The organism is Pseudalkalibacillus sp. SCS-8 (assembly GCF_040126055.1).
In the GTDB taxonomy this organism is placed as follows: Bacteria; Bacillota; Bacilli; order Bacillales; family Fictibacillaceae; genus Pseudalkalibacillus; species Pseudalkalibacillus nanhaiensis.
Genome location: NZ_CP143541.1, coordinates 3,224,773 through 3,248,655, shown reverse-complemented (window position 1 = coordinate 3,248,655; position 23,883 = coordinate 3,224,773). Strand labels below are relative to the sequence as shown.

General features: G+C 42.7%; 18 protein-coding genes. 15 read left to right on the top strand and 3 right to left on the bottom strand.

Annotated features, from left to right (window positions below; genetic code table 11):
* Positions 1–92: 92 nt before the first annotated feature.
* From V1497_RS16775 to csaB, 12 genes are all read left to right on the top strand, one after another.
* Positions 93–4,376, top strand: a complete 4,284-nt coding sequence (locus tag V1497_RS16775) for a S8 family serine peptidase (protein WP_349408661.1) — start codon at positions 93–95, stop codon at positions 4,374–4,376.
* Positions 4,377–4,832: 456 nt separating this feature from the next.
* Entirely contained in the window at positions 4,833–6,017 is a 1,185-nt protein-coding gene (locus V1497_RS16770; protein ID WP_349408660.1) for an acyltransferase, read from the top strand.
* A 147-nt stretch (positions 6,018–6,164) separates the two neighbouring features.
* Positions 6,165–6,335, top strand: a complete 171-nt coding sequence (locus V1497_RS16765) for a CDP-glycerol glycerophosphotransferase family protein (protein ID WP_349408659.1) — start codon at positions 6,165–6,167, stop codon at positions 6,333–6,335.
* Between the two features lie 59 nt (positions 6,336–6,394).
* Positions 6,395–7,201: an ABC transporter permease gene (locus tag V1497_RS16760; RefSeq protein WP_349408658.1), complete on the top strand. Its 807-nt coding sequence runs from the start codon at positions 6,395–6,397 to the stop codon at positions 7,199–7,201.
* 16 nt (positions 7,202–7,217) lie between these two features.
* Complete coding sequence (tagH, locus tag V1497_RS16755; RefSeq protein WP_349408657.1) at positions 7,218–8,021, top strand: teichoic acids export ABC transporter ATP-binding subunit TagH; 804 nt, start codon at positions 7,218–7,220, stop codon at positions 8,019–8,021.
* Between the two features lie 160 nt (positions 8,022–8,181).
* Positions 8,182–8,562: a hypothetical protein gene (locus tag V1497_RS16750; RefSeq protein WP_349408656.1), complete on the top strand. Its 381-nt coding sequence runs from the start codon at positions 8,182–8,184 to the stop codon at positions 8,560–8,562.
* A gap of 382 nt (positions 8,563–8,944) precedes the next feature.
* Entirely contained in the window at positions 8,945–10,855 is a 1,911-nt protein-coding gene (locus tag V1497_RS16745; RefSeq protein ID WP_349408655.1) for an S-layer homology domain-containing protein, read from the top strand.
* Positions 10,856–10,956: 101 nt separating this feature from the next.
* The gene (locus tag V1497_RS16740) at positions 10,957–11,697 is read left to right on the top strand and encodes a WecB/TagA/CpsF family glycosyltransferase (RefSeq protein WP_349408654.1); all 741 of its coding nucleotides are present in this window, start codon (positions 10,957–10,959) and stop codon (positions 11,695–11,697) included.
* Complete coding sequence (locus V1497_RS16735) at positions 11,694–13,250, top strand: polysaccharide biosynthesis protein (RefSeq protein ID WP_349408653.1); 1,557 nt, start codon at positions 11,694–11,696, stop codon at positions 13,248–13,250. Before V1497_RS16740 ends, V1497_RS16735 begins: the two co-directional genes overlap by 4 nt.
* A gap of 190 nt (positions 13,251–13,440) precedes the next feature.
* Positions 13,441–14,493: an MraY family glycosyltransferase gene (locus V1497_RS16730; protein ID WP_349408652.1), complete on the top strand. Its 1,053-nt coding sequence runs from the start codon at positions 13,441–13,443 to the stop codon at positions 14,491–14,493.
* 220 nt (positions 14,494–14,713) lie between these two features.
* On the top strand, positions 14,714–16,606 hold the full coding sequence (locus V1497_RS16725) for a DUF5693 family protein (RefSeq protein WP_349408651.1): 1,893 nt from the start codon (positions 14,714–14,716) through the stop codon (positions 16,604–16,606).
* Position 16,607: 1 nt separating this feature from the next.
* The gene (gene csaB, locus V1497_RS16720; RefSeq protein ID WP_349408650.1) at positions 16,608–17,675 is read left to right on the top strand and encodes a polysaccharide pyruvyl transferase CsaB; all 1,068 of its coding nucleotides are present in this window, start codon (positions 16,608–16,610) and stop codon (positions 17,673–17,675) included.
* Positions 17,676–18,430: 755 nt separating this feature from the next.
* On the opposite strand, the gene V1497_RS16715 is transcribed toward csaB, so the two are convergent.
* Both V1497_RS16715 and V1497_RS16710 read right to left on the bottom strand, forming a co-directional pair.
* The gene (locus tag V1497_RS16715; protein WP_349408649.1) at positions 18,431–19,441 is read right to left on the bottom strand and encodes an LCP family protein; all 1,011 of its coding nucleotides are present in this window, start codon (positions 19,439–19,441) and stop codon (positions 18,431–18,433) included.
* A gap of 190 nt (positions 19,442–19,631) precedes the next feature.
* Positions 19,632–20,264 carry a YigZ family protein gene (locus V1497_RS16710; RefSeq protein ID WP_349408648.1) on the bottom strand — a complete coding sequence of 211 codons (633 nt, stop codon included), beginning with the start codon at positions 20,262–20,264 and terminating at the stop codon, positions 19,632–19,634.
* 225 nt (positions 20,265–20,489) lie between these two features.
* On the opposite strand from V1497_RS16710, the gene V1497_RS16705 reads away from it, so the two are divergent.
* The gene (locus V1497_RS16705; protein WP_349408647.1) at positions 20,490–21,644 is read left to right on the top strand and encodes a sensor histidine kinase; all 1,155 of its coding nucleotides are present in this window, start codon (positions 20,490–20,492) and stop codon (positions 21,642–21,644) included.
* Positions 21,641–22,351 (top strand): response regulator transcription factor, encoded by a 711-nt coding sequence (locus V1497_RS16700; protein WP_349408646.1) that lies wholly within the window; start codon positions 21,641–21,643, stop codon positions 22,349–22,351. Before V1497_RS16705 ends, V1497_RS16700 begins: the two co-directional genes overlap by 4 nt.
* Positions 22,352–22,544: 193 nt before the next feature.
* On the opposite strand, the gene V1497_RS16695 is transcribed toward V1497_RS16700, so the two are convergent.
* A complete protein-coding gene (locus V1497_RS16695) occupies positions 22,545–22,811 on the bottom strand; it encodes a hypothetical protein (RefSeq protein WP_349408645.1) in 267 nt (88 codons plus the stop codon).
* Positions 22,812–23,014: 203 nt separating this feature from the next.
* Here V1497_RS16695 and V1497_RS16690 point away from each other — a divergent pair, with 203 nt between their 5' ends.
* Positions 23,015–23,866, top strand: a complete 852-nt coding sequence (locus tag V1497_RS16690) for a DegV family protein (protein WP_349408644.1) — start codon at positions 23,015–23,017, stop codon at positions 23,864–23,866.
* Positions 23,867–23,883 lie beyond the last annotated feature (17 nt).

Sequence of the window (23,883 nt, the reverse complement as noted above, 5' to 3'; positions counted from 1 at the left end):
CTTTTGTATTAAACTAAATTTATGTAATTTTCGGAAAAGTTCCTCCTTTTTCGAGGATTATAAAACTACCTATATGGGGGGAAGGTACACGCATGAAGAACATGAGGAGATCTTTTTTACTTCTTGTAGTCTTCTTGATGGCATTTTCGAATGTCGCGCTAGGTGCAAACACACCTGCTAAAATCAAGAATGCTAACCTAGAAGTAAGTCAGCAGAAGGAATCACCACTCGTCAAGAAGATCAGCAAAGATCTAGCATCTGAGAAATATAGCCCGAATGATCGAGTCAGAGTCATCGTTGAATTGGCTGAAAAGCCAGCGATGCTTGCTGCTCAAAGTGCAGGGAAAAACTATCAAGAATTGTCTGAGTCTAGTAAACAAAAACTTAGACAAGAAGTTTTGAAGACTCAATCCGCAGTGAAGGATGCAATGAAGTCTTCTGCAATTCCAATGGAATACAAGGAAAGCTTTACAACGGTTGTCAATGGATTTAGTGGAGAAGTAACATACAAGTTCATTGAAGTGATTGAGAGTCTTTCAAATGTTGAAAAGGTACATATTTCACATAAGTATGAGAGACCAGAAGAACAAAAACCTGACATGATCTATAGTAAAGAGCTTGTAAAGGCTCAACAGACATGGGCTGACTATGGATATAAAGGTGAAGGCATGACAGTTGCTGTCATCGATACAGGTATCGATCCATCCCACCAGGATATGGTATTGAGTGATGAAACGACGCCTGAATTGACAGAAGCTGACGTAAACGCTTATATTGCCGAAAAATCACTACCTGGTAAATACTATACTGAGAAAGTTCCATATGCATACAACTATGCAGATAAGAACCATGAAGTAAGAGATCTTGGTCCTGGCGCTAGCATGCACGGTATGCACGTATCCGGTACAGTCGGAGCAAACGGGGACGAGGAAAATGGTGGAATCAAGGGTGTAGCTCCTGAAGCGCAAATCCTTGGTTTGAAAGTTTTCGGAAACGACCCTGAAATGCCTTCTACTTGGAGTGACATCTACGTAAAGGCGATTGACGATGCAATCATCTTAGGTGCAGACGTCATCAATATGAGTTTAGGTTCTACAGCTGCATTCGTATTGCCTGAAGATCCTGAGCAAAAAGCGATTGAAAGAGCGGTAAACCATGGTGTCATGATGGCGATTTCTGCAGGTAACTCTGCATACTTCGGAAATGGCGCTGAGAACAGACCATTTGCAAGCAATCCTGATATCGGTGTTGTTGGTTCACCTGGTCTATCCAATGACTCTTTACAAGTTGCTTCATTTGAAAACCAATACCTGGATCTTGAAGGATTCAACGTCATGATTGATGGAGAAGCTGCTGATCCAGTCGCTTATCTATCTGCAAGTGATGTACACCCATCTTCACTAGGTGAAGGTAATTTTGAAGTTGTTTATGCAGGATTGGGAAGAAAAACAGATAAAGTCAATGACTTCGAAGGTGTCGATGTAAAAGGTAAGATCGCGCTGATCAAGCGTGGAGAAGAAACATTCGTCAACAAGACATTGAATGCTCAGGAAGAAGGAGCAATTGGAGTCATCATCTTCAACCACTCTTCTGGATATGTGAGCATGGCTTCAGATAGCACAATCGAAATTCCTCAACTTTTCATTCTTAAAGAGGATGGCGACAAGCTACACGATGCTTTAAAAGCTGATAAGACAGTTGAAATCGCGTTCAAGGGTGAGAAAGTAACAGCTCTTAACCCTGACAACAACAAGTTGTCTAGCTTTACATCTTGGGGTGTAACACCAAACCTTGATTTCAAACCTGAAATCACAGCTCCAGGTGGAAATATCCTATCTACATTACAAGACAACAAGTATGGTTTGATGAGTGGTACTTCAATGGCTGCGCCTCACGTAGCTGGTGGTTCTGCTCTCGTCATGCAACGTGTCGATGAGCAATTCGATCTTTCTGGTAGAGATCGTGTTGAAATGGCGAAGAATATTTTGATGAATACTTCCAAGCCGAAATTAGACTTGAACCTTTATAACGACTACTTCAAAACGGGATTGAATTATTCTCCAAGAAGACAGGGTGCTGGATTGATGGATCTTCATGCAGCAATGGCTACACCTGTTGTCGTTACAGAAGTAGAGTCCGGAATTGGAAAAGTTGCTCTTAAGGAAATCGGAGATAAGACAACGTTCAAATTGAAGTTAACGAACTATGGTGAAAAGAATGAAGTATACAAAGCTATGGGAACTGTCCAAACGGATCTCGTCATCAATGGTTTGAACTATGTTGAAACACAAGCGATCTACAAAGAAGGAACAGAAGAGTTCCCACTTGAAATCAGTTCTAATAATGGAGCTGAAGTTGATGGTGACTACCAAGTTGTAGTTCCAGCAAATGGATCTACTGAGGTGGAAGTAACAGTTGACTTGACGAACACAGTTGACTGGGCTTATGGTATTCCGCTAGATGAGCATTTTGAAAACGGCTACTTTGTAGAAGGATTCATCACATTTGCAGATGTCAACGATACACATCCTGAATTAAACGTTCCTTACGTTGGATTCAAGGGTGACTGGGACAAAGCGCCAATCGTTGATGCAACAATTTATGAAGAAAATTCATTCTACGGAATGACAGGACTTGTTACACCATCTGGAGATGACTACCTCTTCCTTGGTACGAACCCAGTAAGTGAAGATGCTCATGGAGATAAGGTTGCATTCTCTCCTAACGGTGACAATGTAAACGAAACAATCCTTCCTGTATTGTCTCTTCTCAGAAATGCGAAGAAAGCGAAGTTCTCTATCCTTGATGAAAACAAAGACGAGATCCTAACGCTTCGTACTGAAAATGAGTTGAGAAAGCACTATTATGACAGAGGAGCAAATTCTCAATACTCAATCTACACGGCTGCAGATTGGAATGGTAAGTACAAAGGTAAGGTCATGGAAGATGGTCTTTACTACTATGAAGTGAATACTGTCATCGATTATCCGAATGCAGAATGGCAATCAAAACAAATTCCATTCTACATCGACACGAAGAGCCCGACAGTAGAAACTTCTTATGATGCTGAGACTGGTAAAGTTACTTGGTCTGCTACTGACGAAGGTGTGGGCGTTTCTTACATCGATGTACTCGTAAATGGTAAGAGTGTCCTTGAAACACCTTTAGCTGGAGATCAAACAGAATACACGTTAGAGAATACAGAAGACGTTAAATCAGTTAAAGTTGTAGCAACAGACTGGGCTGGTAACACTGGAATGGATTCAACTGGTGAAGATAAAACTGTTCCATTCATTACAGCTACTTCTCCTACAGCACTTGGTGTGTACGGTGAAAGAGTAGTGAAAGTAAGCGGACACATCAATGACGATTCTGCTATTGAAGTGCTTCATGTCAACGGTAAAAAAGTAGAGTTGGCTTGGGATAACGAGAAGAAACGTTACACGTTCAATACGACAATTGAATTCAAGACTGACGGAGTAAAAGAACTTCGCTTCCATGGTAAAGATGCGAAGGGTAATGACTTGTCCTTCCTCCGTACAATCATTGTTGATTCAACAAAGCCGATCCTTGAAGTTGAAGGTCCTTTCTTCACAGATAAGGCAGAAGCAGAGTTGAACATTGACTTGGAAGACAACTTCGATCAAATGAGATTCTACATTGATGGAAGTGAAGTTTTCTACAATGAATTCAAAGAGCCTTTTGAAATGAGAGCTTTCAAGAAATCATTGACTGAGACTGTTTCACTCGAACCAGGTAAGAATCAATTTGAATTGAAAGTTGTTGACATGGCTGGTCATACAACTATCAAGAACATCACAATCATCAATACAGACAAGAAACCTAAAGCTTTCAAAGATATGAAGGATGGTTTCTGGGCGAAAGATGCTGTTGAAACATTGAATGTCATGGGTATCATTAACGGATACAATAATGGCAAGTTCGGTGTTAACGACAAGGTGACGCGTTTGCATGCAGCTCTTATGATCGTCCGTGCATTGGACTTGGAAACTGACAATCTGCCAGATCCAAAGTTCAAGGATGTCAAGAAGGGCGATACTGGTTATGAGGCAGTTGCAGCAATTGCAAATGCAGGTATCATGACTGGCTATAACGGTAAATTCAACCCGAATGAAACACTGACACGGGCACAAATGGCGAAGATTCTTGTTGATGCTTACGATTTGGAAGGTTCAACCAATGACCGCTTCACGGATGTTCCAGTCGGCCACTGGGCAAAGGATTATATTAACACGCTAGTAGCGAATAATATGACTTCTGGTTATCCTGACGGTTCTTTCAAGCCGAACAAAGGTATTACAAGAGCTGAATTCGCAACATTCCTTTCTAGAGCAATCGACGATCGCTTCAAGTAAGAACAACTGATTTAAGTATTTGGAAAGGGATCCGAATATTCGGATCCCTTTCCTTTTTTATTGTGTAAGTCTTAGAACCAAATCTGTTGACGAATACTTTAATACATAGGCTCTATAAGCTGTTATTGTTGAAGCTAAAGGAAAAAAGAAGCGTAAGGCGGCGACTCCAGTGGGAAAAGCAACAGTTGAAGACCCCGCAGAGCGAGGAACGAGGTCGAGGAGGCTGAAGCGTTGCCCGCGGAAAGCGTCCGCCTGAAGCTTCAAAATCAACAATGTCCTTAAACAGAGCCAATAAAGAGAAGCTACCTTATTACAATCACATAACGAGGGTTAAAAAATTTACATTTTTATGAAGTAAGTCCTAATTTGGTTGACGGGGACGTTCGTCCTTATTATGATTATGGAGTTTAATCGATTAATACCCATAAACTAACTGGAATGGAGGCTAGCAAGACGATGCAGAAAAGAGTTAGTTTAGATGAAATACAATTAGCTAGAGCATTTGCGATCATTGCGGTCTTGGTTGTACATTCATCTTCGTCTGGCGTTACAAGTATACCAACTGATTCACTCTTGTTTCCGGTTTATAATTTCTTGAATATTGCTGGAAAGTTGGGGACACCGACTTTCATCCTGTTAAGTAGTTTTGTCTTGTTCTATAATTATTATCCGAAAAAAACAGGTGCTCAATTAATCAAAAACTTCTATATTAAACGGTTGAAATATATTTTGATTCCGTACTTTGTTTTTTCTTGTATGTATTTTGTTTTGAAATGGTATTTCTATTATGATTACCCGAGCATCGGATTTGCGATAGAGAAGTTTCTTTATCTATTTGCATTAGGTAAGGCTCATCCGCACCTTTACTTTGTTTTCATAAGTGTACAGCTTTACTTGATGTTCCCGTTCTTCATGCTCTTGTTTAAGAAGTTTGCGTTCTTACGTAAACATTCATGGTGGATTGGAATTGCTCTGCAATGGTTATGGGTGTATCTGAATAAAGAATACTTCCATATTACATTGAAGGGATCCATTTCATTTTCTTATTTCTCTTTCTATTTTGTAGGAGCATTTTTAGGAATGTATTACGATACAATCCGTGAAAAGATGAAGGATTCTTTCTTCCGATTCAAAATGTTAGCTTTCATCTTTTTCACATACGGTGCGTTAGTCATCCTTTACACAGGTTATATGTACCTCGTTCGCATTGGTGTCTATCAGGATGTATCCAAGCATCTGCCATTAGTGGTCAATCAATATTTAGGCGAGTTCGCATGGGCGACGCATGCATTGTTTGCAGGACTGAGTCTTTTCGTTCTTGCCCATTGGGCGAATAAGCGGTTCAGCTACAATACGAAGGCGACGTTTATGGAAATCGGCGCGACATCGTTCGGGATTTACCTTATTCATCCTCTATTCTTGATGGTTATGAGAAAAATGGTAGAGGGAGGTTCGCCGATCGTCTATAATGGATGGCAGCTCTTCACGTTCATTGCTGTATCTCTTATTAGTTGGGCGGTCGTTCGACTGACTCAGAAAACATTACAAAACAACTATTGGATCATCTTCGGAAAGCTGCCTCCTGTACCGCGTTTCAAGAAGGAAATGCGCACAAAAACTGAAACGACATTCTCGAGCTGAATGATTAAGACGACCTGACCAGGTCGTCTTTTTTATGTTCACTATTTAGGGAGTGTACCGCTTTCTACTAATAGTAAAATAAAAAGCCGTGAATATTAGGACAATATAATCATTCTTTTAATTGTCAAAGAAAGGGCCCCAGGGCCATTGGTCAAAACGACAGATGAAGTGATTGAAAGCATTCGTGAGGCCGAAGGGATGAACCCGGAACAGGAAGAGAATTTCAAACAATTTTACGAGAAGTTCTGTTATTTGGAATCGGGACAATCAGCGAAAAAGGTTGTCGATCGTGTGTTTCTCCAAAAGGAACATGCATGATTGATGACACTATAAGAAATTCAACTGTTCAGCTTGTCGTAGCTTAGAAAGGATATTGTATGAAGTCTGTTTTTACAATCATCAAGGAACAATGGAATAGCATCTACCTGATTGGCCGATTGTCCTTATACGAAGTGAAGGCAGCCAACAATAACAATTACCTCGGCATGTTATGGGAAGTCATCAACCCGATGATTCAGATCTCCATCTACTGGTTCGTATTCGGTTATGGAATCTATCAACGAGAAGCGATGGGGGACATCCCGTACCTGCCATGGATGCTATCTGGGATCATCTTATGGTTTTTCATCAATCCAGCCATATTGGAAGCGACGAAATCCATATACAAAAAAATCAAGATGATTTCCAAGATGAGCTTCCCGTTAAGTGTCATCCCATCCTATGTCATCATAGGAAAGTTTTATGTCCACTTAGCTCTGATGGTGATTATTTTCATTCTGCTGCAGTTTCTCGGTTTTCCAGCATCGGTTTATTTGATCCAGCTGCCGTATTACGTTTTTGCAACCTTTATCCTGTTGATGGCGATCAGCTTGATCACATCGACTTTAGCAACAATCGTACGGGACGTGCAGATGATTGTGCAGGCAGTCATGCGGATGATGCTGTACTTGACGCCGTTCCTATGGTCGCCGGATCGATTGCCTGAATGGATTCAAACGTTCATGATGGCGAATCCGTTCTATTATCTTGTGAATGGCTATCGTGCTTCCTTATTGGGTACGTCCTGGTATTTTGTTGAAGACTTGCAGTACACATTGTATTTCTGGGGATTAGTCCTCGTCTTGCTGACGATCGGTTCGATGCTGCACATCAAGTTCCGAAACCACTTTGTCGATTATTTATAAAATGGATGTGAACGTATTGAAAAAGTCTGTCGTATTAGAAAATGTCACGAAAAACTTTAAAATGTACAGCAAAACATCCGATAAATTACTCGATATCCTACTTCCAGGCGGATATGGCGAGGACTTTTATGCTTTGCAAAATGTAAGCTTTGAAGCGAGTGAGGGAGATGTCATCGGTGTCGTTGGTGTTAACGGAGCAGGTAAGTCTACGCTTTCGAACATCATTTCAGGTATCATACCTCCCACTTCAGGGTCGATTTCGATCAACGGACAAGCATCCTTGATTGCGATCGCCTCCGGTTTGAACAACCAGCTTACGGGTCGGGAGAACATCGAGCTGAAGTGTCTTATGCTTGGATTTTCGAAAAAAGAAATCCAAAAGCTTGAGCCAGAAATCATCGAGTTTGCTGAAATCGGTAAATTCATCGATCAGCCAGTAAAGAAGTATTCAAGCGGAATGAAATCGCGGCTCGGATTTGCGATTTCAGTTACAATCGATCCCGATATCCTTGTCATTGACGAAGCGTTATCGGTTGGTGACCAGACGTTCGCGGACAAGTGTCTTGATAAGATGAACGAGTTCAAGGAACGTGGAAAAACGATCTTCTTCATCAGTCACTCGATGAAACAGGTAAAGAGCTTTTGTGATAAGGCGCTTTGGCTGGAGTTTGGTGAAGTGAAGCAATACGGGGACATTGATGACGTCCTTCCGGAATACAAGAAATTCTTGAAGGAATACAAAGCGATGACCAAGGCAGAAAAGAAGCAGTTCAAAGAGAAGGTCATGCAAAAGCAACGAGGGGACTTTTTGAAGGTATAAATAGATCGGACGGACACCGAGTAGAGATACTCGGTGTTTTTTATATTGTGATGAAAGACCTTGAATGGAATGAAAAACACAGCAATAGGAAGAAAGGTGGATGGGTGAATCGCCTTCTTCTGCTATGATGTTGGTAAATCAAAGCAGGGGAGGAACATGTATGAAGTTTTGGCGTTTAATAGGAATGTGGCTGTTGGCAGTCGTGCTGGTTACTGCTTGCGGTACGACCGAAGATGGTCAATCGAACGAAAATGAATCTGGCATGGAAGAGCAAGGGTCAGGAGCAGATGATCAGAATGGTGAGCAAGATGAAGCCACTTCAGAGGAACCGGCTACTGAACAAATGACCGGGGAAGGCACCTACAATGGACAAGCAGACCCGCACACGATTGAAATCGAGCTTGAAGATGGTCCTCAAGCCTTTCAAATCACGGAAGAATTGAAGGATACAGTCGCCAACCTAAAAGAAGGAACTGAAATCACCTTCATTTATGAAGAAGAAGAAGGAACCTACTACATCAAAAGCATACAAGAAAAATAATAGACTCGACAAAAAGCTCCAAGGCTAAAATGCCTTGGAGCTTTTTAGGTGCCAAATTTCACCTTGCTTCCTGATATACCGACTTTATTACTACTATTCTAATATATGGATTGATACTTTTGTATGAAAAGAAATTGGAGGACCTATTTTCAATTTTGAAGCTTAAATATTCGTAATTATCACCGATATAGAAAGTGGGGAGAGATAATCGGAATGCGATTGGATATTCTCACGATCAATAATATTACTAACATTTTCATCTCACTCTACAAAACCAGTATTTGTTACATAAGGAACCATTTTGTAGAATCATAAATATTTTGTCGTTATTTCATCCCTAGTTTTATAGTTTCAAAAAATAAAAGGAAGGAAGGAAAAAAGTATGAAGTTTGGGTTTAGGCGTTTATGGGTTTTCATGGTTGTTTTAGTTGTTGCATTTGGAGCCATTGCACCGAATGTATCTGCTGCAGAGGACGATATCACAGGCCACTGGGCTGAAAAATCGTTAAGACATTTGAATGAAAAAGGCATTATGATGGGGTATGGAAATGGGGAATTCCGTCCCAACAGTAAAGTGACGCGAGCAGAATTCGCGGCATTCGTTACAAGGGCATTGGATCTACCTGACGATCCTAACTTCGAGCCGTTCCAAGATGTCGAGTTAGACAAGTGGTATTATGGACCAATACATAAATCGGCAGCTGTTAAAATCATCAACGGGTACCCGGATGGCACGTTCAAACCGAACAACAATATTTCAAGAGAACATATGGCAGTCGTCATCAACCAGGCGTTGAAGACGAAGGCGATTGAAGCATCTGAAGCTGAAGTCAATTTTACCGATAAGGATAAAATTCACCCGAGCTTGCTCGATGATATCGCGCGTGTCATCTCTTTGAAAATCGTAAATGGTAATCCTGATGGGACCTATCGTCCACAAGCCAACACGACGCGTGCAGAAGCTGCAGTCGTCATTGACCGACTTCTTACTGTAATGACGCCTCCGAAAAATTATGAATATAGCACGGCGAAAGTGAATGGATCTGGTGAGGTTGTTGTCGTTGACCAATTCGAAACATTCGACCAGGCTAAGCAGAACATCGCTTCAAACGACCACTTCATCATGAATGGGAAGAAGATCGTTTGGATTAAAGCAGGTTACACGCATACGAACCAGTTAACCGTTGTTTATGAATCGAAAAGCTTGAGCGGAAGCACGATCACGTACGTCAACTCAGGTGCTGAATTTAATTTCATTGAAGCAGGAGATGGTTGGATCAAGGTACAATCGGCTGAAAGCATCGGTTACGTAGATAGTAATCATGTAACGTTGGTTCCAACTGCACTGTTGAAAGGCCGTTCGTACTATAAAGCATCCGCTGGTGAGCTCTATCACTATATTTATGTTCCACAACTGGATCGTTATGAAAAGCTTGTTGTAGGGAACGCACCTTCATTCTTGACCGAAGGAACAAAGTATTACAGCTGGGATGGACATGATTTCTATACGAGCACGGGTAAATTTGTTGGACAAGGGTATCAATACTTCCAGTTCCTGCCGCTTTATTCGGAAACATCTTACACAGCGGCCGAGCTTGATAAATTTATTGAAGATGGTTTCACTCCACGTAACGGGTTCAATAAATCACCACTTGTCGGATTAGGTAAGAACTTCAAGCAAGCTGAAGCGGAGTATGGCATCAACGCGCTTTACTTCCTAGCTCATGCGATTCACGAAAGTAACTGGGGTACGAGTCAAATCGCTCAATCGAAATATAATTTGTTTGGTTGGAAAGCGACGGATACGAACCCTGGAGAAAATGCGACGACATTTAAGTCTTTTGAGGATGGAATCAATCGTGTAGCAGGTGAATTCATCAAACCAGGGTACTTTAATCTGAAAAACTGGAAATATAACGGTGCGTTCCTTGGAAACAAATCAAGAGGGATGAATGTACGTTATGCTTCTGATCCTTACTGGGCTGAAAAAATTGCAGGTCTAATGTATCGTGCTGATAAGATGCTCGGCGGTAAAGATATGCATAAATTCAAGCTTGGAATCACGCTTAACGCTGGCGGAGTCAATGTAAGGGATAAAGCGATAGCGACAGGAAGCAATATCATCTATACGTATCCGAAGAATGGCATCACATTCATCATCAATAAGGAAGTAGCAAGTGGTGATGGGCAATGGTTCAACATCATGCCAATCGATAAGAAGTATGGTTCAGCGAACATTTATCATGATGGAAAGCATAGCGAATTGACGACTGAGCTTAAGGTAGCAAAATAATAAAATTCTGGAAGAGAATGCGACAATTTCTTGTTGCGTTCTCTTTTTGGTATGATAAAGTTATTCTTTGAACTCAAATGTAAGGATAAGGAGAATGACTTATGGCAATTCCTAGAGTGAAAATACTTGGAGTCCCATTTGTAAAAACGACATTGAATGATTTTATAAAGCATATTGTAACGGAGCATGCCGTTCCGTCTAAAAAGGCGACAATCGTAACGGCGAATCCGGAAATTGTCATGCATGCGAATGAGGATCAATCGTATATGGATATCCTTCAGCAAGCGGATTATGTGACGGCGGATGGAATCGGAATTGTAAAAGCAGCCGATAAACTCGGCACGCCACTTCCAGAGCGTGTAACGGGATTCGACCTGATGAAAGGCTTTTTGGCTGAAGCGAATGAGAAGCAGTTATCCGTTTATCTGTTGGGGGCGAAGGAAGAAGTTATCCGACAAGCGAAAAACCAAATTGAAGAAACGTATCCGAATTTGAAAATCGTCGGTTATCATAACGGGTATTTTGATTGGGAGAAGAATGAGATTGCCGATGAGATTGAGCGGTTAAAGCCCGATTTTGTTTTTGTTGCACTCGGTTTCCCACGCCAGGAAAAGTGGATCAATCAAAATGTGGAGCGTTTTGAAAAAGGTGTGTTCATGGGTGTCGGAGGATGCTTCGATGTATGGGCAGGTACCGTGAAACGGGCGCCGGTCTTTTGGCAGAAGGTGCATCTTGAATGGTTTTACCGATTGCTGAATCAACCATCCCGAATCGGACGGATGATGGCGATTCCTCGTTTTATGAAAAAAATCAATGAACAGAAAGCTAAGGAACGAAAATGAGCCAAAACTTAGTGAAAAGCACGCTCGTGTTGACGATTGCGACTCTCGTCTCAAAAATTTTAGGCAGTATCTTCCGCATCCCCTTGCAGAACATCGCAGGGGATGAAGTGCTGGGCATATTTTCTCTCGTCTACCCGGTGTACATGACGGCGCTGATTTTATCAGTTGCCGGAATTCCGATCGCGATTTCGCAGCTTATTGCACGTGCTAGGACAGCAGGAGACCAGCAGGAGATCCGGAACATATTCGTCACGGCAAGTATTCTTGCGTTTTTATTCGGCTTGGTCAGTTTTTCACTGATCTCAGGATTTTCAGCACCTCTGGCAGAAGTATTGGGCGGGCAAAAAACGCGTTTATCGTTGATTGTCGTGTCTGCCACCCTGTTGATTGCGCCGTACATGGCGGTTTACCGTGGCTTTTTCCAGGGGTATGAGGATATGCGGCAGACCGCTTACTCTCAAGTGTTGGAGCAATTCATACGTGTCGCATTAGTAATCGGGGTCGCTTATTACATGGTCCAGCTCGGCTTTTCTGATGAGAAGGTGGCGGCGGGTGTTATGGTCGGTTCATCGATCGGCGCTATCGTTTCACTTGTCTATCTACGCGTCCTGTTTCAGAGGGCATCAATTCGTCCGAAGGCTGGAAGCCCGTATTCCATGGCGACGTTCAAGCGAACATCCAAAAAAATTCTGTTGATCTCACTGCCGATTTGTGTCGGAGCGCTGACGATGGCATTGATCAATGTCGTCGATTCCTTGTCCATTCCGTTAAGCTTGAAATTAGCGGATCGGACAAGTGAAGGCATAAATTATTTGTATGGTTTGTACGGAAGAGGGCTTTCTCTCGTGCAGATTGCAACGGTTTTCTCAACATCAATCGTTTTACCGTTAATTCCAACAATCAGTAAAAGTATAGCCAAAAAGGATTTAGTGACGACGAATAACATTATTGAGAAATCACAGCGGTTAGGAAACCTATTATCTTGGCCTGCAGCGACCGGTCTATTTGCCTTGACACTGCCATTGAACCTTGCCCTTTTCACCAACCTTGATGGAAGCCTGGTTCTTGCCATCATCAATCTAAGCGCCGTGTTTACGGCATTGACCGTGCTGGGTACAGGAATCTTACAAGGACTGGATCGAGCAAAAATGGCTGCAATCATCATCACAGTCGGAGCGATCGTGAAGGTTGGATTGAACATTGCATTCATCCAGGTATGGGGCTTGACTGGAGCCGCAGTTTCGACCCTCGTGATTTACATTTTATTATTTGGCGCGAATTCATTTTTTATTTATAAGTACACAAACGTAAAGTTCTATTCGAAAGAAACAATTGTGCATGCTGGTTCGTCTATACTTATGGGTATCGTTATCGGACTTCCGACACTTTTCCTGGATATTGAAGGGTGGAGCAGGCTGTCCGCACTCGGGTACTCGTTGATCAGCATCATCATTGGCGGATTGATTTATTTCGTCTGCATTATCCGTTTCAAAGGGATCTCGAATGAAGAACTTCGATCAATTCCTGGAATCGGTGCCTTTTTCAAGAAATAACTGGATCAGAGCGAGAAAAAAATCCAGATGAGCATACTAAAAAAGATTGAAAACATGCATTTTAATCTGACTTTTTATGGTATAATTTTCCCTGTGTATTGTATTTTAGGCTTAGTTTGTCAAAAAAACGGGTATATAAACAAATGTTGACATCATTTGTTTTGAATTGTAATAGGAGAGTGTCCTGAATATGCTGTATCTTACGTTGTTGATATGTTTTTTATCATCCGTGATATTGACACCTGTCATCAAAAAATTTGCAATCCGTATCGGTGCGACGGACCAGCCTAACCAACGGAAGGTTCACACGAAAGTGATGCCACGCCTTGGCGGACTCGCAATTTATATCAGCTCGATGATCGGCTTTTACCTATTACAGCCCGATCAGCAATACATGATTCCTCTCTTAGCAGCAGGAACCATTATTGTCGCAACGGGATTTTTCGACGATATTTTCGAAATATCACCAAAGGTCAAGTTGCTAGGACAAATCATCGCAGCTGGAATCATGATTCATGGCGGTGTCGTTGTTCACTTCATTAATTTACCTTTTGATATCCGACTCGACTTAGGATATTTAAGTATACCGATCACCTTGATTTGGATCATTGGTGTCACGAATGCCATCAACCTTATTGATGGATTGGATGGATTGGCAGCAGGTGTTTCCTCCATCGTTTTGATCACCATTTCAACGATGGCGATCGTCAATGGAAACACGTTTGTCATGGCTGTCGGCTTTGCTGTATTAGGTAGTACGATTGGATTTCTTGTATACAATTTCAATCCGGCAAAGATTTTCATGGGGGATACCGGATCCTTATATCTCGGGTTCATTATCTCCGTCATTTCCTTGCTTGGATTTAAAAACATTACCTTGTTCTCCTTATTGGTCCCTGTCATCATCCTTGGGGTACCGATTTCGGATACGCTGTTCGCCATCGTACGTCGTATCGTGAAGAAGAAGCCTTTGTCTGCACCTGACAAATCGCACTTGCATCACTGCCTGCAGCGGTTAGGGTTCAGTCATCGTACGACCGTATTGATCATTTACGCAATGAGTGCGATTTTCGGGCTTGCTGCAGTCATGATCGAAAGTACGACGTTGTGGGGATCCTTACTCATTGTAGGTATCCTGCTCATCTTCATTGAACTTGTGGTGGAGATCGTCGGACTCGTGGATTCGAACTACCGCCCTGTATTGAATTTCTTCAGTCGCGTAGCGAATACACGTAAAATTTAATAAATGGGAATTCTAAGTTGCAAATGGGCATGATATAAAAGATACGAAAAGCTTGGCGTATGCCAAGCTTTGTTCTTCTTTAGGAAGTATAACGTTTTGAATATATTTAAATGCAAAATAAAGATAAAGCGAAGGCTCAGCCTGGATGAAGGCTTGGTCTTGCACGGTTTTCATTACTGTCAACCACCAAGATTTTAGCAAGTGAAAGGATTGTTTTTGTGTGAAAAAGTGGCTTTGGATCATACTCATCGCATCCTTGATTCTGACATCACCGATGATTTATCAGCGTGCAACAGCAGAATGGAATTACGATACGTACGAAATCACCGTACCATTTGATGAAATGGATAAGTTGATCCGAGAAGGCGCTGAAGAACGTCGGGTCTTGAATGGACTTCGCAAAGCCGGTGTCACTTCGGTCAGTTTCATGCCTGAAACGATCGATTCCCTTGAAGATAAAGGGCAAATCCTCGTATTCGATCAAAATGACATCGTACCGATTGCATTAGGTGCAGGGTTGAAGCTTGAGGATCTTCCAGATAAAGAAGGATTATACATATCGGATATTGAAACCGACATTCCTCTTAAGGAGTCACTCAAGACCGTATTTGAGGATCGTTGGAAAGAGCTGGAGATGAATGGTCGAGACTACATCTTCGTTGAAGGAAATCCGAAGGTCATTGAAGATCTTTTCCTCAGTTATTCGCAAAAGCAAATCGATCGTATAGAAGAATACGGGTATTCGACCGTTCTCCGTATCCCAGTCGATGAAATCATCGAAACAAATGAGTTTATTTGGGATCAGGCCTTCACCTTGAATGGCTCTATCGATAAAGTCTTGTTCTACGGAGCGGAAGCACTTGGTTATCCGGAAAAAGACTTCGAAAAATGGGGCGAGCGGTTAAAGGAGAACGAGTATTCCTTATTGACGATCGAGCAATATGGACAAAAAGGAATTGAATCCCTCGCTGCTCAAAACGATTTGAATGTGATTCGATTAAGAAGCTTTGACATCGAACAGAAGCGACCTTCCGAATTGGAGGAGGAAGCGGTTCGAGCAGTTAAGGAACGGAATATCCGTGTCCTCTATTTCCACCTGCTGACTTTAGGAGATGCCAAGAGACTGATTGAAGAGAATATTGCCTTTTTCCAGGGGTTGGAAGAAGCGATGCCAGCGAAATATCAAAACGATGAAGCCTTCACATTCCCGTCACTCGCACATGATTTCTGGGAGAAGATCGTCATCCTTGTCGGATCGGTTGCATTCTTAATGCTTGCGGTCAGTCAATTTTTAAGTCGAAAATGGGTGCTGGCGGCTGGAGCTGGGGGCGCGCTCGTCGCACTCTTGTATCTCGTCACGTCGCATGAGCTTTTGTTGAAGCTTCTTGCGCTTGGTGTCGCACCTGTCACTCCGGTTGTCGCTGCGTTATCGTATAAAGAGATTAAAGACAAGCGTTCGATTGTCCTTCAATACTTGAAGGCCGTTGGTATTTCGTTCATCGGCATCTGGCTTGTCGTAGGGCTTCTGTTCGGTACAGAGTTCTTCCTTCATGTCGGTGAAGGATTCCGCGGTGTCAAAGTCCTATACCTTTTCCCGATCGCCTTTACGATTCTCTATGTGTTGTTTGAGGTGTACCGACGTACGACGAAGCGGTTCAGTTTGAACCAGGCTGTTACATTGCTCGACAAACCGATCAAATACTGGCACTTGATCATCATCGGTGCATTCGGTGTCGTCATGCTCTATTATGTCAGCCGTACTGGAAATGCAGGTTCGGTGTCGGAGTTTGAGCTGATGGCCCGTCAAATGCTCGAAGATCTGCTTTTTGTAAGACCACGGACGAAGGAATTGTTGATCGGATTTCCTTTCTATGTCCTTGGACTATATTTGTTCATGCGGAATTATGTGAAACTCGGTTTGCTATGCATGATCCCATCCATCATTGGGTGGTTGTCACTCGTGAACACGTTTACCCATCTTCATATCCCGTTGTACCTTTCATTACTTCGAAGCTTGTATAGCTTAAGTTTTGGATTCGTGATCGGTTTACTGTTCATCGTTATTTTTAAAATAGGAAATCGGTACGTTTCAAAATGGAAAGCAAGGTGGTAACATGAGGATCGTCATTTCAGGATATTATGGTTTTGACAATATTGGCGATGAAGCAATCGTCTTTTCCATCATTCAATCGTTACGTTCTGTCGAGAAGGACGTGGAAGTCGTCGTTCTCTCCAATAATCCCGAAAAAACGGCCGCACTTTATGGCGTTGAAGCTGTGAACCGTTGGAAAATGGCTGAGGTAAAAGAGGCGCTCAAAACGTCGGATGGCTTGATCAGCGGTGGAGGAAGCCTGTTCCAGGATTCGACTGGGTGGAAGTCCATCCCTTACTACGGCGGAATCATCAAGTTGGCGCGTTGGTTGAAGAAACCTGTGTTCATCTATGCCCAAGGAATCGGTCCACTGAACCTTTCGTTCAGCCGATGGATCGTCCGCCATGTCATGAACCAGGCGAGCCAGGTCACTGTCCGTGATCAGGATTCCAAGAACCTGCTTGAAGAAATCGGTGTGAGGAAGGAGCTCGAAATCGTGCCTGACCCTGTAATCGGCTTTGATGGAGAACTCGCGTCCGATTGGTATGAGAAGCAGGGATTCAGCGGGCGTGTTTTGACTGTCTCCGTCCGGAATTGGAAGGAGAACGAAGATTTTAAAACGACGATTGCTGAAGAGCTTGACCGTTTTATGGATCAGTTCGAGGCCGAGGTCGTCTTCGTACCGATGCATGGCGCACATGATCGTGATGCCTCTCAAGACATTATGGATAAAATGAAGCATTCCGCGCATATGGCACCGTTTGATGCGAGTATTGATGAAAAAATCGCGATTATCGGAAAGTCGGATTTGCTGTTCGGAATGCGGCTGCATTCCCTCATATTTGCTGCGGTTACATACACGCCGTTTTTGGCTCTTTCGTATGATCCGAAAATCGACTCGTTTGCGGGTATGTGTAACCAGCCAGTGGCAGGTCATGTGGATGAAGATGACTTGCGCGGTTCCTCAGAGATGCTTGTAGAGGCTATGCAGGACCTTGAGGGGCGTGTGGATTTGATGAAGGGGCCCGTTGACGAGATGAAAGGCACTGCATTGGATACAGCTAAGAAAGCCATCGCAACTTTTAGGTAAGACTATTCATAAAAGGACCTATAACTGTCAGTTAGGATGATCCTATGAACGGCAAACAATTATTATTGTTATTGATTGGAACACTATTATCAGGATTTATCATCGCCTTCTTCTGGATAATTTTATTGTGAGAGTGAAATTGGAAGCGCCCCACCCTAAGACTACCGCGTCTTTTGGCGGGGTGCTTTTTTTAAATGATTGATAATGAAACGATTGGAGTTTCCAATCGTTTTTTTCATTTTAGGGGAAGGTCGGGAGAAATCAAGGACAAAACTGGGGAGGAATGAGAGCGGAAATGTCCTTCATAAGCGGGATGAAGGACAAAACGAGGTGGAAAGTGAGCGGAAATGTCTTTCATAAAGGGGATGAAGGACAAAACAAGGTGGAATGAGAGCGGAAATGTCCTTCATAAGCGGTATGAAGGACAAAACAAGGTGGAAAGTGAGCGGAAATGTCTTTCATAAGCGGGATGAAGATCAAAACGAGAGGTGGAAGCTGTGGAAAAGATCTTCATTCTTATTTTGATTGGTCCACTTGCAGGCCGAAAAAGTAATCGGTGCATAATTTCTTCATCTAGGTTCATAATTTTTAAACTGGGTTCATAAATCTTCATCTGGGTTCATAATTCTTCAAATCGGTTCATAAATCGTCAATCTAGGTTCATAATCCGCATCAACAGACAACCGCACACGTCCGCTCATCACGTTTTTCCATTAAAAAAGCTGACCCGAATTCTTTCGGGTCAGCTATCCGTTTTATTCTGATGCAGTTTGGTCTCCGTTGGACGTATCATTTGAGGCTGTACTGCTATTTTGTGTATCGATTTCCAAGTGTGATCGTAGTTTGCCTGAGATCGTTTCGACGCTTCCTTCATCCAACATATAGTAGAACGTTCCGTTGTTGGAGTTGTAACCAGTAAGCTGAAGGGACTCAATATCGTCAATGCTGCCAGCGTAATCATGCAGGGCTGCAATTTCTCTGAATGTCAGATCCATCTGGATATTCTTTTCAAGTCCGTCAATCACTTTGCCGTACCGTGTAATCGACGATAAGGATGTTCCTTTTTCAATGATGGCTTTAATGACTTGCTTCTGTCGTTCACCACGGCCGATGTCACCGGTCGGATCTTGCTTTCTCATCCGTACGAAGGCGAGTGCTTCTTCACCATCGAGCTCATGAACACCTTCCTGTAAGGTGATTGCATCTTCACGGTCCTGGCTGTCTTGAACACTGAATGTTTTTGGCACATCGACTTCTACACCACCGAGCGCATCGACGATTTCAATGAATGCTCTGAAATCTAGGCGCACATAATGGTCGACAGGAACCCCAAATAGGTTCTCGACACTTTGGACGGCCAGATCGACACCGCCGAAGGCATGAGCGTGGTTGATCTTATCCATGCCACGGTCTGGAATTTCTACATATGAGTCACGAGGGATGCTGACCATCTTCACGGATTTATCCTTTTTGTTGAAGGTGGCTAAAATCAATGCGTCCGATCGGCTGACTTTATCTCCTTCACGTGCATCGACACCGATAAAGAGGACAGAAAAATTATCTTCTCCCACATCGATTTTTTCTTCGCGAAGGTTCGATTTATCTCCTCTTTTCAACTGTTCGACAGAATTATCGGTCGCGTTTACCAGTTTGAAAGTCAAATAGGAACCATATCCGATTGTACAGAAAATGACTAAGAAGAGAGACGTCAATAATAGATTCTTACGACGACGTTTCTTTTTTCTGCGTATTTCAGTTCGATACATGATCTTTATATCTCCTTAATAACGATGTACTATAATTACGAAAAGAGCCCTTATACGAGGCGGACTCCATCTATACTGAGCTATGTCAGGCTGTATGAAAATACACGACACCCATCATAGCCTTAAAAGTAAAATTATCTAACTTTTAAAATACTATCTCATTCCAACACGCATAGCAATAGAAATTTTGTTAAATATCGATTTCAATAAATTGTGTGTCGATTTTTGTGATCTCAGCTTGACCTGACGTAATGTTGGTCATCCATTCGGTAAAGGATTCTTCCTCTCCTTCACGGATGAGTGTTTCGACTTTCACCGTATCCAGGTAATGGATTTCCTTTAACATATATTCGGAGTTGCGGATTTCATTCTCCACCTTTCCGAGCAGATGATAATCAAAGCTGGATGACATTATAGTCATTCGTCGACGTTCGACAATTCCTGTCGCATCTAGTGCTTTTGATGTAGAAGAACCATATGCACGGATCAAACCGCCGGCACCAAGCTTAACTCCCCCAAAGTAACGGGTAATTACTACCACGACATTTTTTAATTTTCTCTTTTTTAAAACTTCAAGGATCGGTAAGCCCGCAGTTCCACTCGGCTCCCCATCATCATTGGCTTTTTGGATTTGATCGTTTTCGCCGATAAGGTAGGCAGAACAGTTATGCGTCGCGTCATGATGCTTTTTCTTGATGGATTGGATGAATGCTTGCGCTTCCTCTTCTGTTTGGGCGCGTTGGACATAACCGATAAATCTTGATTTTTGTATGATTTGTTCGTGTTCTCCGTACTCTTTTACGGTATAATATGTTGAGAGCATGAATAACCTCCAGATTTATTTCGTAACTTTGTACATTATATATCTGGACTAAAATCCCATCAAATTTTATAAAAAATATGAGTAATAAAGTCATAAATTCAGATAGCATTTCGAATGATATATCGAATGAGGGAAAATATTGGATGTAATTTTCCCGCTATTTGGGTAAGAAGGACCTAGTACCAACTAAGGGTTGTTCGATACAGTAGTATTGGAGGCATTCCTATGACGATGACAAAAACGTTTGATCCAAACAGTATCGACACGATTCTTGATAAGACGATTGCGACCGTAACAGAGAGTAAAGAACAGATCTTTGAGATCGGCGAGCAATCGCGCGAAGAATTTGAGAAACTATCAAACGAATTGAAGGAAATTAAAGAAGCTGTTCTCGAAACGATTCACAGAGCAGACGTATTGGAGACGCGGGCACGATTAGCCCGGGCCAGGCTTGCAGAAGTGAGTAAGCATTTCGAGCGTTACGGAGAACAAGAAATCAAACAGGCTTATGAATCAGCAAGTGAATTCCAAGTCCAGTTGATCTCCACCAGGGAGAAGGAATCAGCCCTCCGGCAACGGCGCGATGATATTGAGCGAAGACTCCTTAATCTAAAGGAGACAGTTGAACGGGCGGAAATGCTCGTCAGTCAGATTAGTGTCGTGCTGAGCTATCTCGACAGTGATCTGCGAAAAGTCGGCGAAATGGTAAAGAATGCAAAAGAAAAGCAGGATTTTGGTTTACAGATCATTGAAGCTCAAGAGGAAGAACGGGGTCGGGTATCCAGAGAAATTCATGATGGTCCGGCACAAATGCTTGCCAACGTTCTCTTGCGTTCTGAATTGATTGAAAAAATATATGCGACACAAGGTGTGGATCAAGCACGAGGTGAGCTGAAGAATTTGAGGCAAATGGTCAAGGATGCTTTGACTGAGGTTCGACGCATCATCTATGATCTTCGTCCAATGGCCCTTGATGACCTAGGACTCCTGCCAACTTTAGAGAAATACTTAAGAAATTTATCAAATTCAACAGGAATTGATATACAGCTGAAAAGCTTCGGCAATGAGCGCCGTCTTCCTACTAAACTGGAAGTTGCAACATATAGGCTTATCCAGGAATCCGTGCAAAACGCATGCAAACATGCAGAAGCGGATGAGATCCAGGTGAAAGTGGAGTTTCAACAAAACCTCTCCATTCTGGTACGTGATAATGGAATCGGGTTCGATTCCAGTCAGAAAAAAGACCAGTCCTTTGGGCTCGTTGGGATGAAAGAACGAGTGGAATTACTGAAAGGAACGATGAAAATTGATACTACCCCTGGAAAAGGGACGTTGATTTTTATACAAATACCATTAAGTGAGCAGGAGGCATGGAAATGACACAAGTAAACGCCGTAAAGACGAAAATTGTACTGATTGATGACCATAAACTTTTCCGTGAAGGGGTCAAACGCATTCTGGATATGGAAGAAAACTTCGAGGTGGTCGCAGAGGGTGACGATGGACAAGATGCGGTCGATCTAATCGAGTCGTATGTTCCGGATGTCGTTCTGATGGACATCAACATGCCGAATATCAATGGTGTCGAGGCAACTCGTCGTCTGGTCGAGCGCTTCCCAGATATCAAAGTCATCATTCTTTCAATCCATGATGACGAAGCATACGTGACGCATGCCGTCCAAACAGGTGCTTCCGGCTACCTATTGAAGGAAATGGACGCGGATGCATTGATCGATGCTGTGAAGGTCGTTGCTGATGGTGGGGCTTATCTTCATCCGAAGGTGACCGTAAACCTGATCAGCGAATTCCGTCGCATCAAGACGCAAGGTCATGAATCCAATGGAAACGAACTTGGATTCAAGGAAGTCGAATACCGTAAACCACTTCATATTTTGACTCGTCGTGAGTGTGAAGTGCTGCAAATGCTCGCTGATGGTAAGAGCAACCGTTCCATTGGTGAAGCCCTATATATCAGTGAAAAGACGGTCAAAAACCACGTAAGTAACATTTTGCAGAAGATGAACGTGAACGACCGTACTCAAGCTGTTGTAGAAGCCATCAAGAACGGCTGGGTAAAAGTGAACTAAATGAGTGTTAAATAAAAGGACTGCGCTGCCATCGTTTGGGAAACGATGTGCAGCGCAGTCCTCTTTTCATATTGGGGTGAGATAAGCCTTAATCGTGCCCACAAAACAGTGGTTTACTGTTTTCGCGGTACGAAAGAGCGTTTAAATGCCCTCAAAATGGCACTTCCCTGTTTTCGGGGCTAATAAGAGCTTCTCAAACCCCAACGGACCAGTTTTCAACGTTTACGGGTGATTGGCGGATGACATTCGCTCGTACAAACTCTTTGCTGGTAAGGAAGGCTTTCAATATGCCTTTGTCATGCTCAAGGATCTGGTCGCTCGTTTCGATGTTTTTGATTGGGAACCATGCAGGAACAACTTTGTCAGGCTCGTTTGACTTCATTTCCCCATCAATCGTATGGGCGAGGAAAAAGAATGAAAGGGAATGATAGTCCTTGTCGTATGTAAAGTACGTGACCATGCCTTTAAGTTCTAAAGGTATATCTACTAATCTACCATTACCTTCACATAAATGGAATAAAATGTATGAATTAATTGAATGAGCGTTCAAATTACTTTGTTTATGCCCACAAGTTTATTTTTTTCAAGTAAAATAAGGAAGGTAATCATCTATTTTAGTCAAATACATAAGTAGGGAATAATTACAGAAAGGGTTATGAATCTATGGATAAAGTCGCAATCGTAACAGACAGCACGTCCTATTTACCGAAAAGCTTACGTGAGCAATACAACATACATATGGTTCCCTTGAATGTCATTTTCGAGAATGAATCCTATCAAGAGGAAAAAGAAATCAGCGCAGAGGAATTTTACCAGCAGGTGAGAGAGGGCGGAAAATTGCCGAAAACCTCACAGCCGGCTGTAGGACTTTTCTCAGAGCTGTATGAAAGCTTAGCAAAGGAAGGCTACACGGACGTCATCGTCATAACACTTTCGAGTGAAATCAGCGGTACGTATCAAAGTGCAATGTCAGCCAGCACAATGGTCGAGGGTATCAATGTCCATGTGTTCGACTCGGAAATCAGCTGTATGCCGCAAGGATTTTTTGTTTTGGAAGCAGCAAAAATGGCTGAGCAAGGGCAAGCAGCTAAGCTGATCCTTTCAAGGTTGACTGTCATACGGGCGCAAGGGATATCCGCATACTTCATGGTCGACGATCTCAGTCACTTGCACCGGGGCGGACGTCTGAACAGTGCACAATTCTTTGTCGGAAACCTGCTCCAAGTAAAACCTGTGCTTCATTTTGTTAACAAAAAGATCGTTCCATTTGAAAAAATCCGCACACGGAAAAAAGCAATCAAACGTTTGTTTGATTTAGTTAAAGAAGATGTCGATCGTGAAGATGAGGTGACGATTTCAGTCATCCATGCCAACCGTGAGGAAGAAGCGAAGGAATACGCGGAACAATTGAAAGAGCTATATCCAAACGCAGAAGTGATCATTTCTTATTTCGGTCCTGTAATCGGAACCCACCTTGGGGAAGGTAGCATCGGCCTGACGTGGATCAAAGAATAATCAATGGGTGGCAGGAC

Coding starts and splice junctions, on each gene's coding strand:
- V1497_RS16775 (WP_349408661.1), top strand. CDS start 93: ATGAAGAACATGAGGAGATCTTTTTTACTTCTTGTAGTCTTCTTGATG.
- V1497_RS16770 (WP_349408660.1), top strand. CDS start 4,833: ATGCAGAAAAGAGTTAGTTTAGATGAAATACAATTAGCTAGAGCATTT.
- V1497_RS16760 (WP_349408658.1), top strand. CDS start 6,395: ATGAAGTCTGTTTTTACAATCATCAAGGAACAATGGAATAGCATCTAC.
- V1497_RS16750 (WP_349408656.1), top strand. CDS start 8,182: ATGAAGTTTTGGCGTTTAATAGGAATGTGGCTGTTGGCAGTCGTGCTG.
- V1497_RS16745 (WP_349408655.1), top strand. CDS start 8,945: ATGAAGTTTGGGTTTAGGCGTTTATGGGTTTTCATGGTTGTTTTAGTT.
- V1497_RS16740 (WP_349408654.1), top strand. CDS start 10,957: ATGGCAATTCCTAGAGTGAAAATACTTGGAGTCCCATTTGTAAAAACG.
- V1497_RS16735 (WP_349408653.1), top strand. CDS start 11,694: ATGAGCCAAAACTTAGTGAAAAGCACGCTCGTGTTGACGATTGCGACT.
- V1497_RS16730 (WP_349408652.1), top strand. CDS start 13,441: ATGCTGTATCTTACGTTGTTGATATGTTTTTTATCATCCGTGATATTG.
- csaB (WP_349408650.1), top strand. CDS start 16,608: ATGAGGATCGTCATTTCAGGATATTATGGTTTTGACAATATTGGCGAT.
- V1497_RS16715 (WP_349408649.1), bottom strand. CDS start 19,441: ATGTATCGAACTGAAATACGCAGAAAAAAGAAACGTCGTCGTAAGAAT.
- V1497_RS16710 (WP_349408648.1), bottom strand. CDS start 20,264: ATGCTCTCAACATATTATACCGTAAAAGAGTACGGAGAACACGAACAA.
- V1497_RS16705 (WP_349408647.1), top strand. CDS start 20,490: ATGACGATGACAAAAACGTTTGATCCAAACAGTATCGACACGATTCTT.
- V1497_RS16700 (WP_349408646.1), top strand. CDS start 21,641: ATGACACAAGTAAACGCCGTAAAGACGAAAATTGTACTGATTGATGAC.
- V1497_RS16695 (WP_349408645.1), bottom strand. CDS start 22,811: ATGGTCACGTACTTTACATACGACAAGGACTATCATTCCCTTTCATTC.
- V1497_RS16690 (WP_349408644.1), top strand. CDS start 23,015: ATGGATAAAGTCGCAATCGTAACAGACAGCACGTCCTATTTACCGAAA.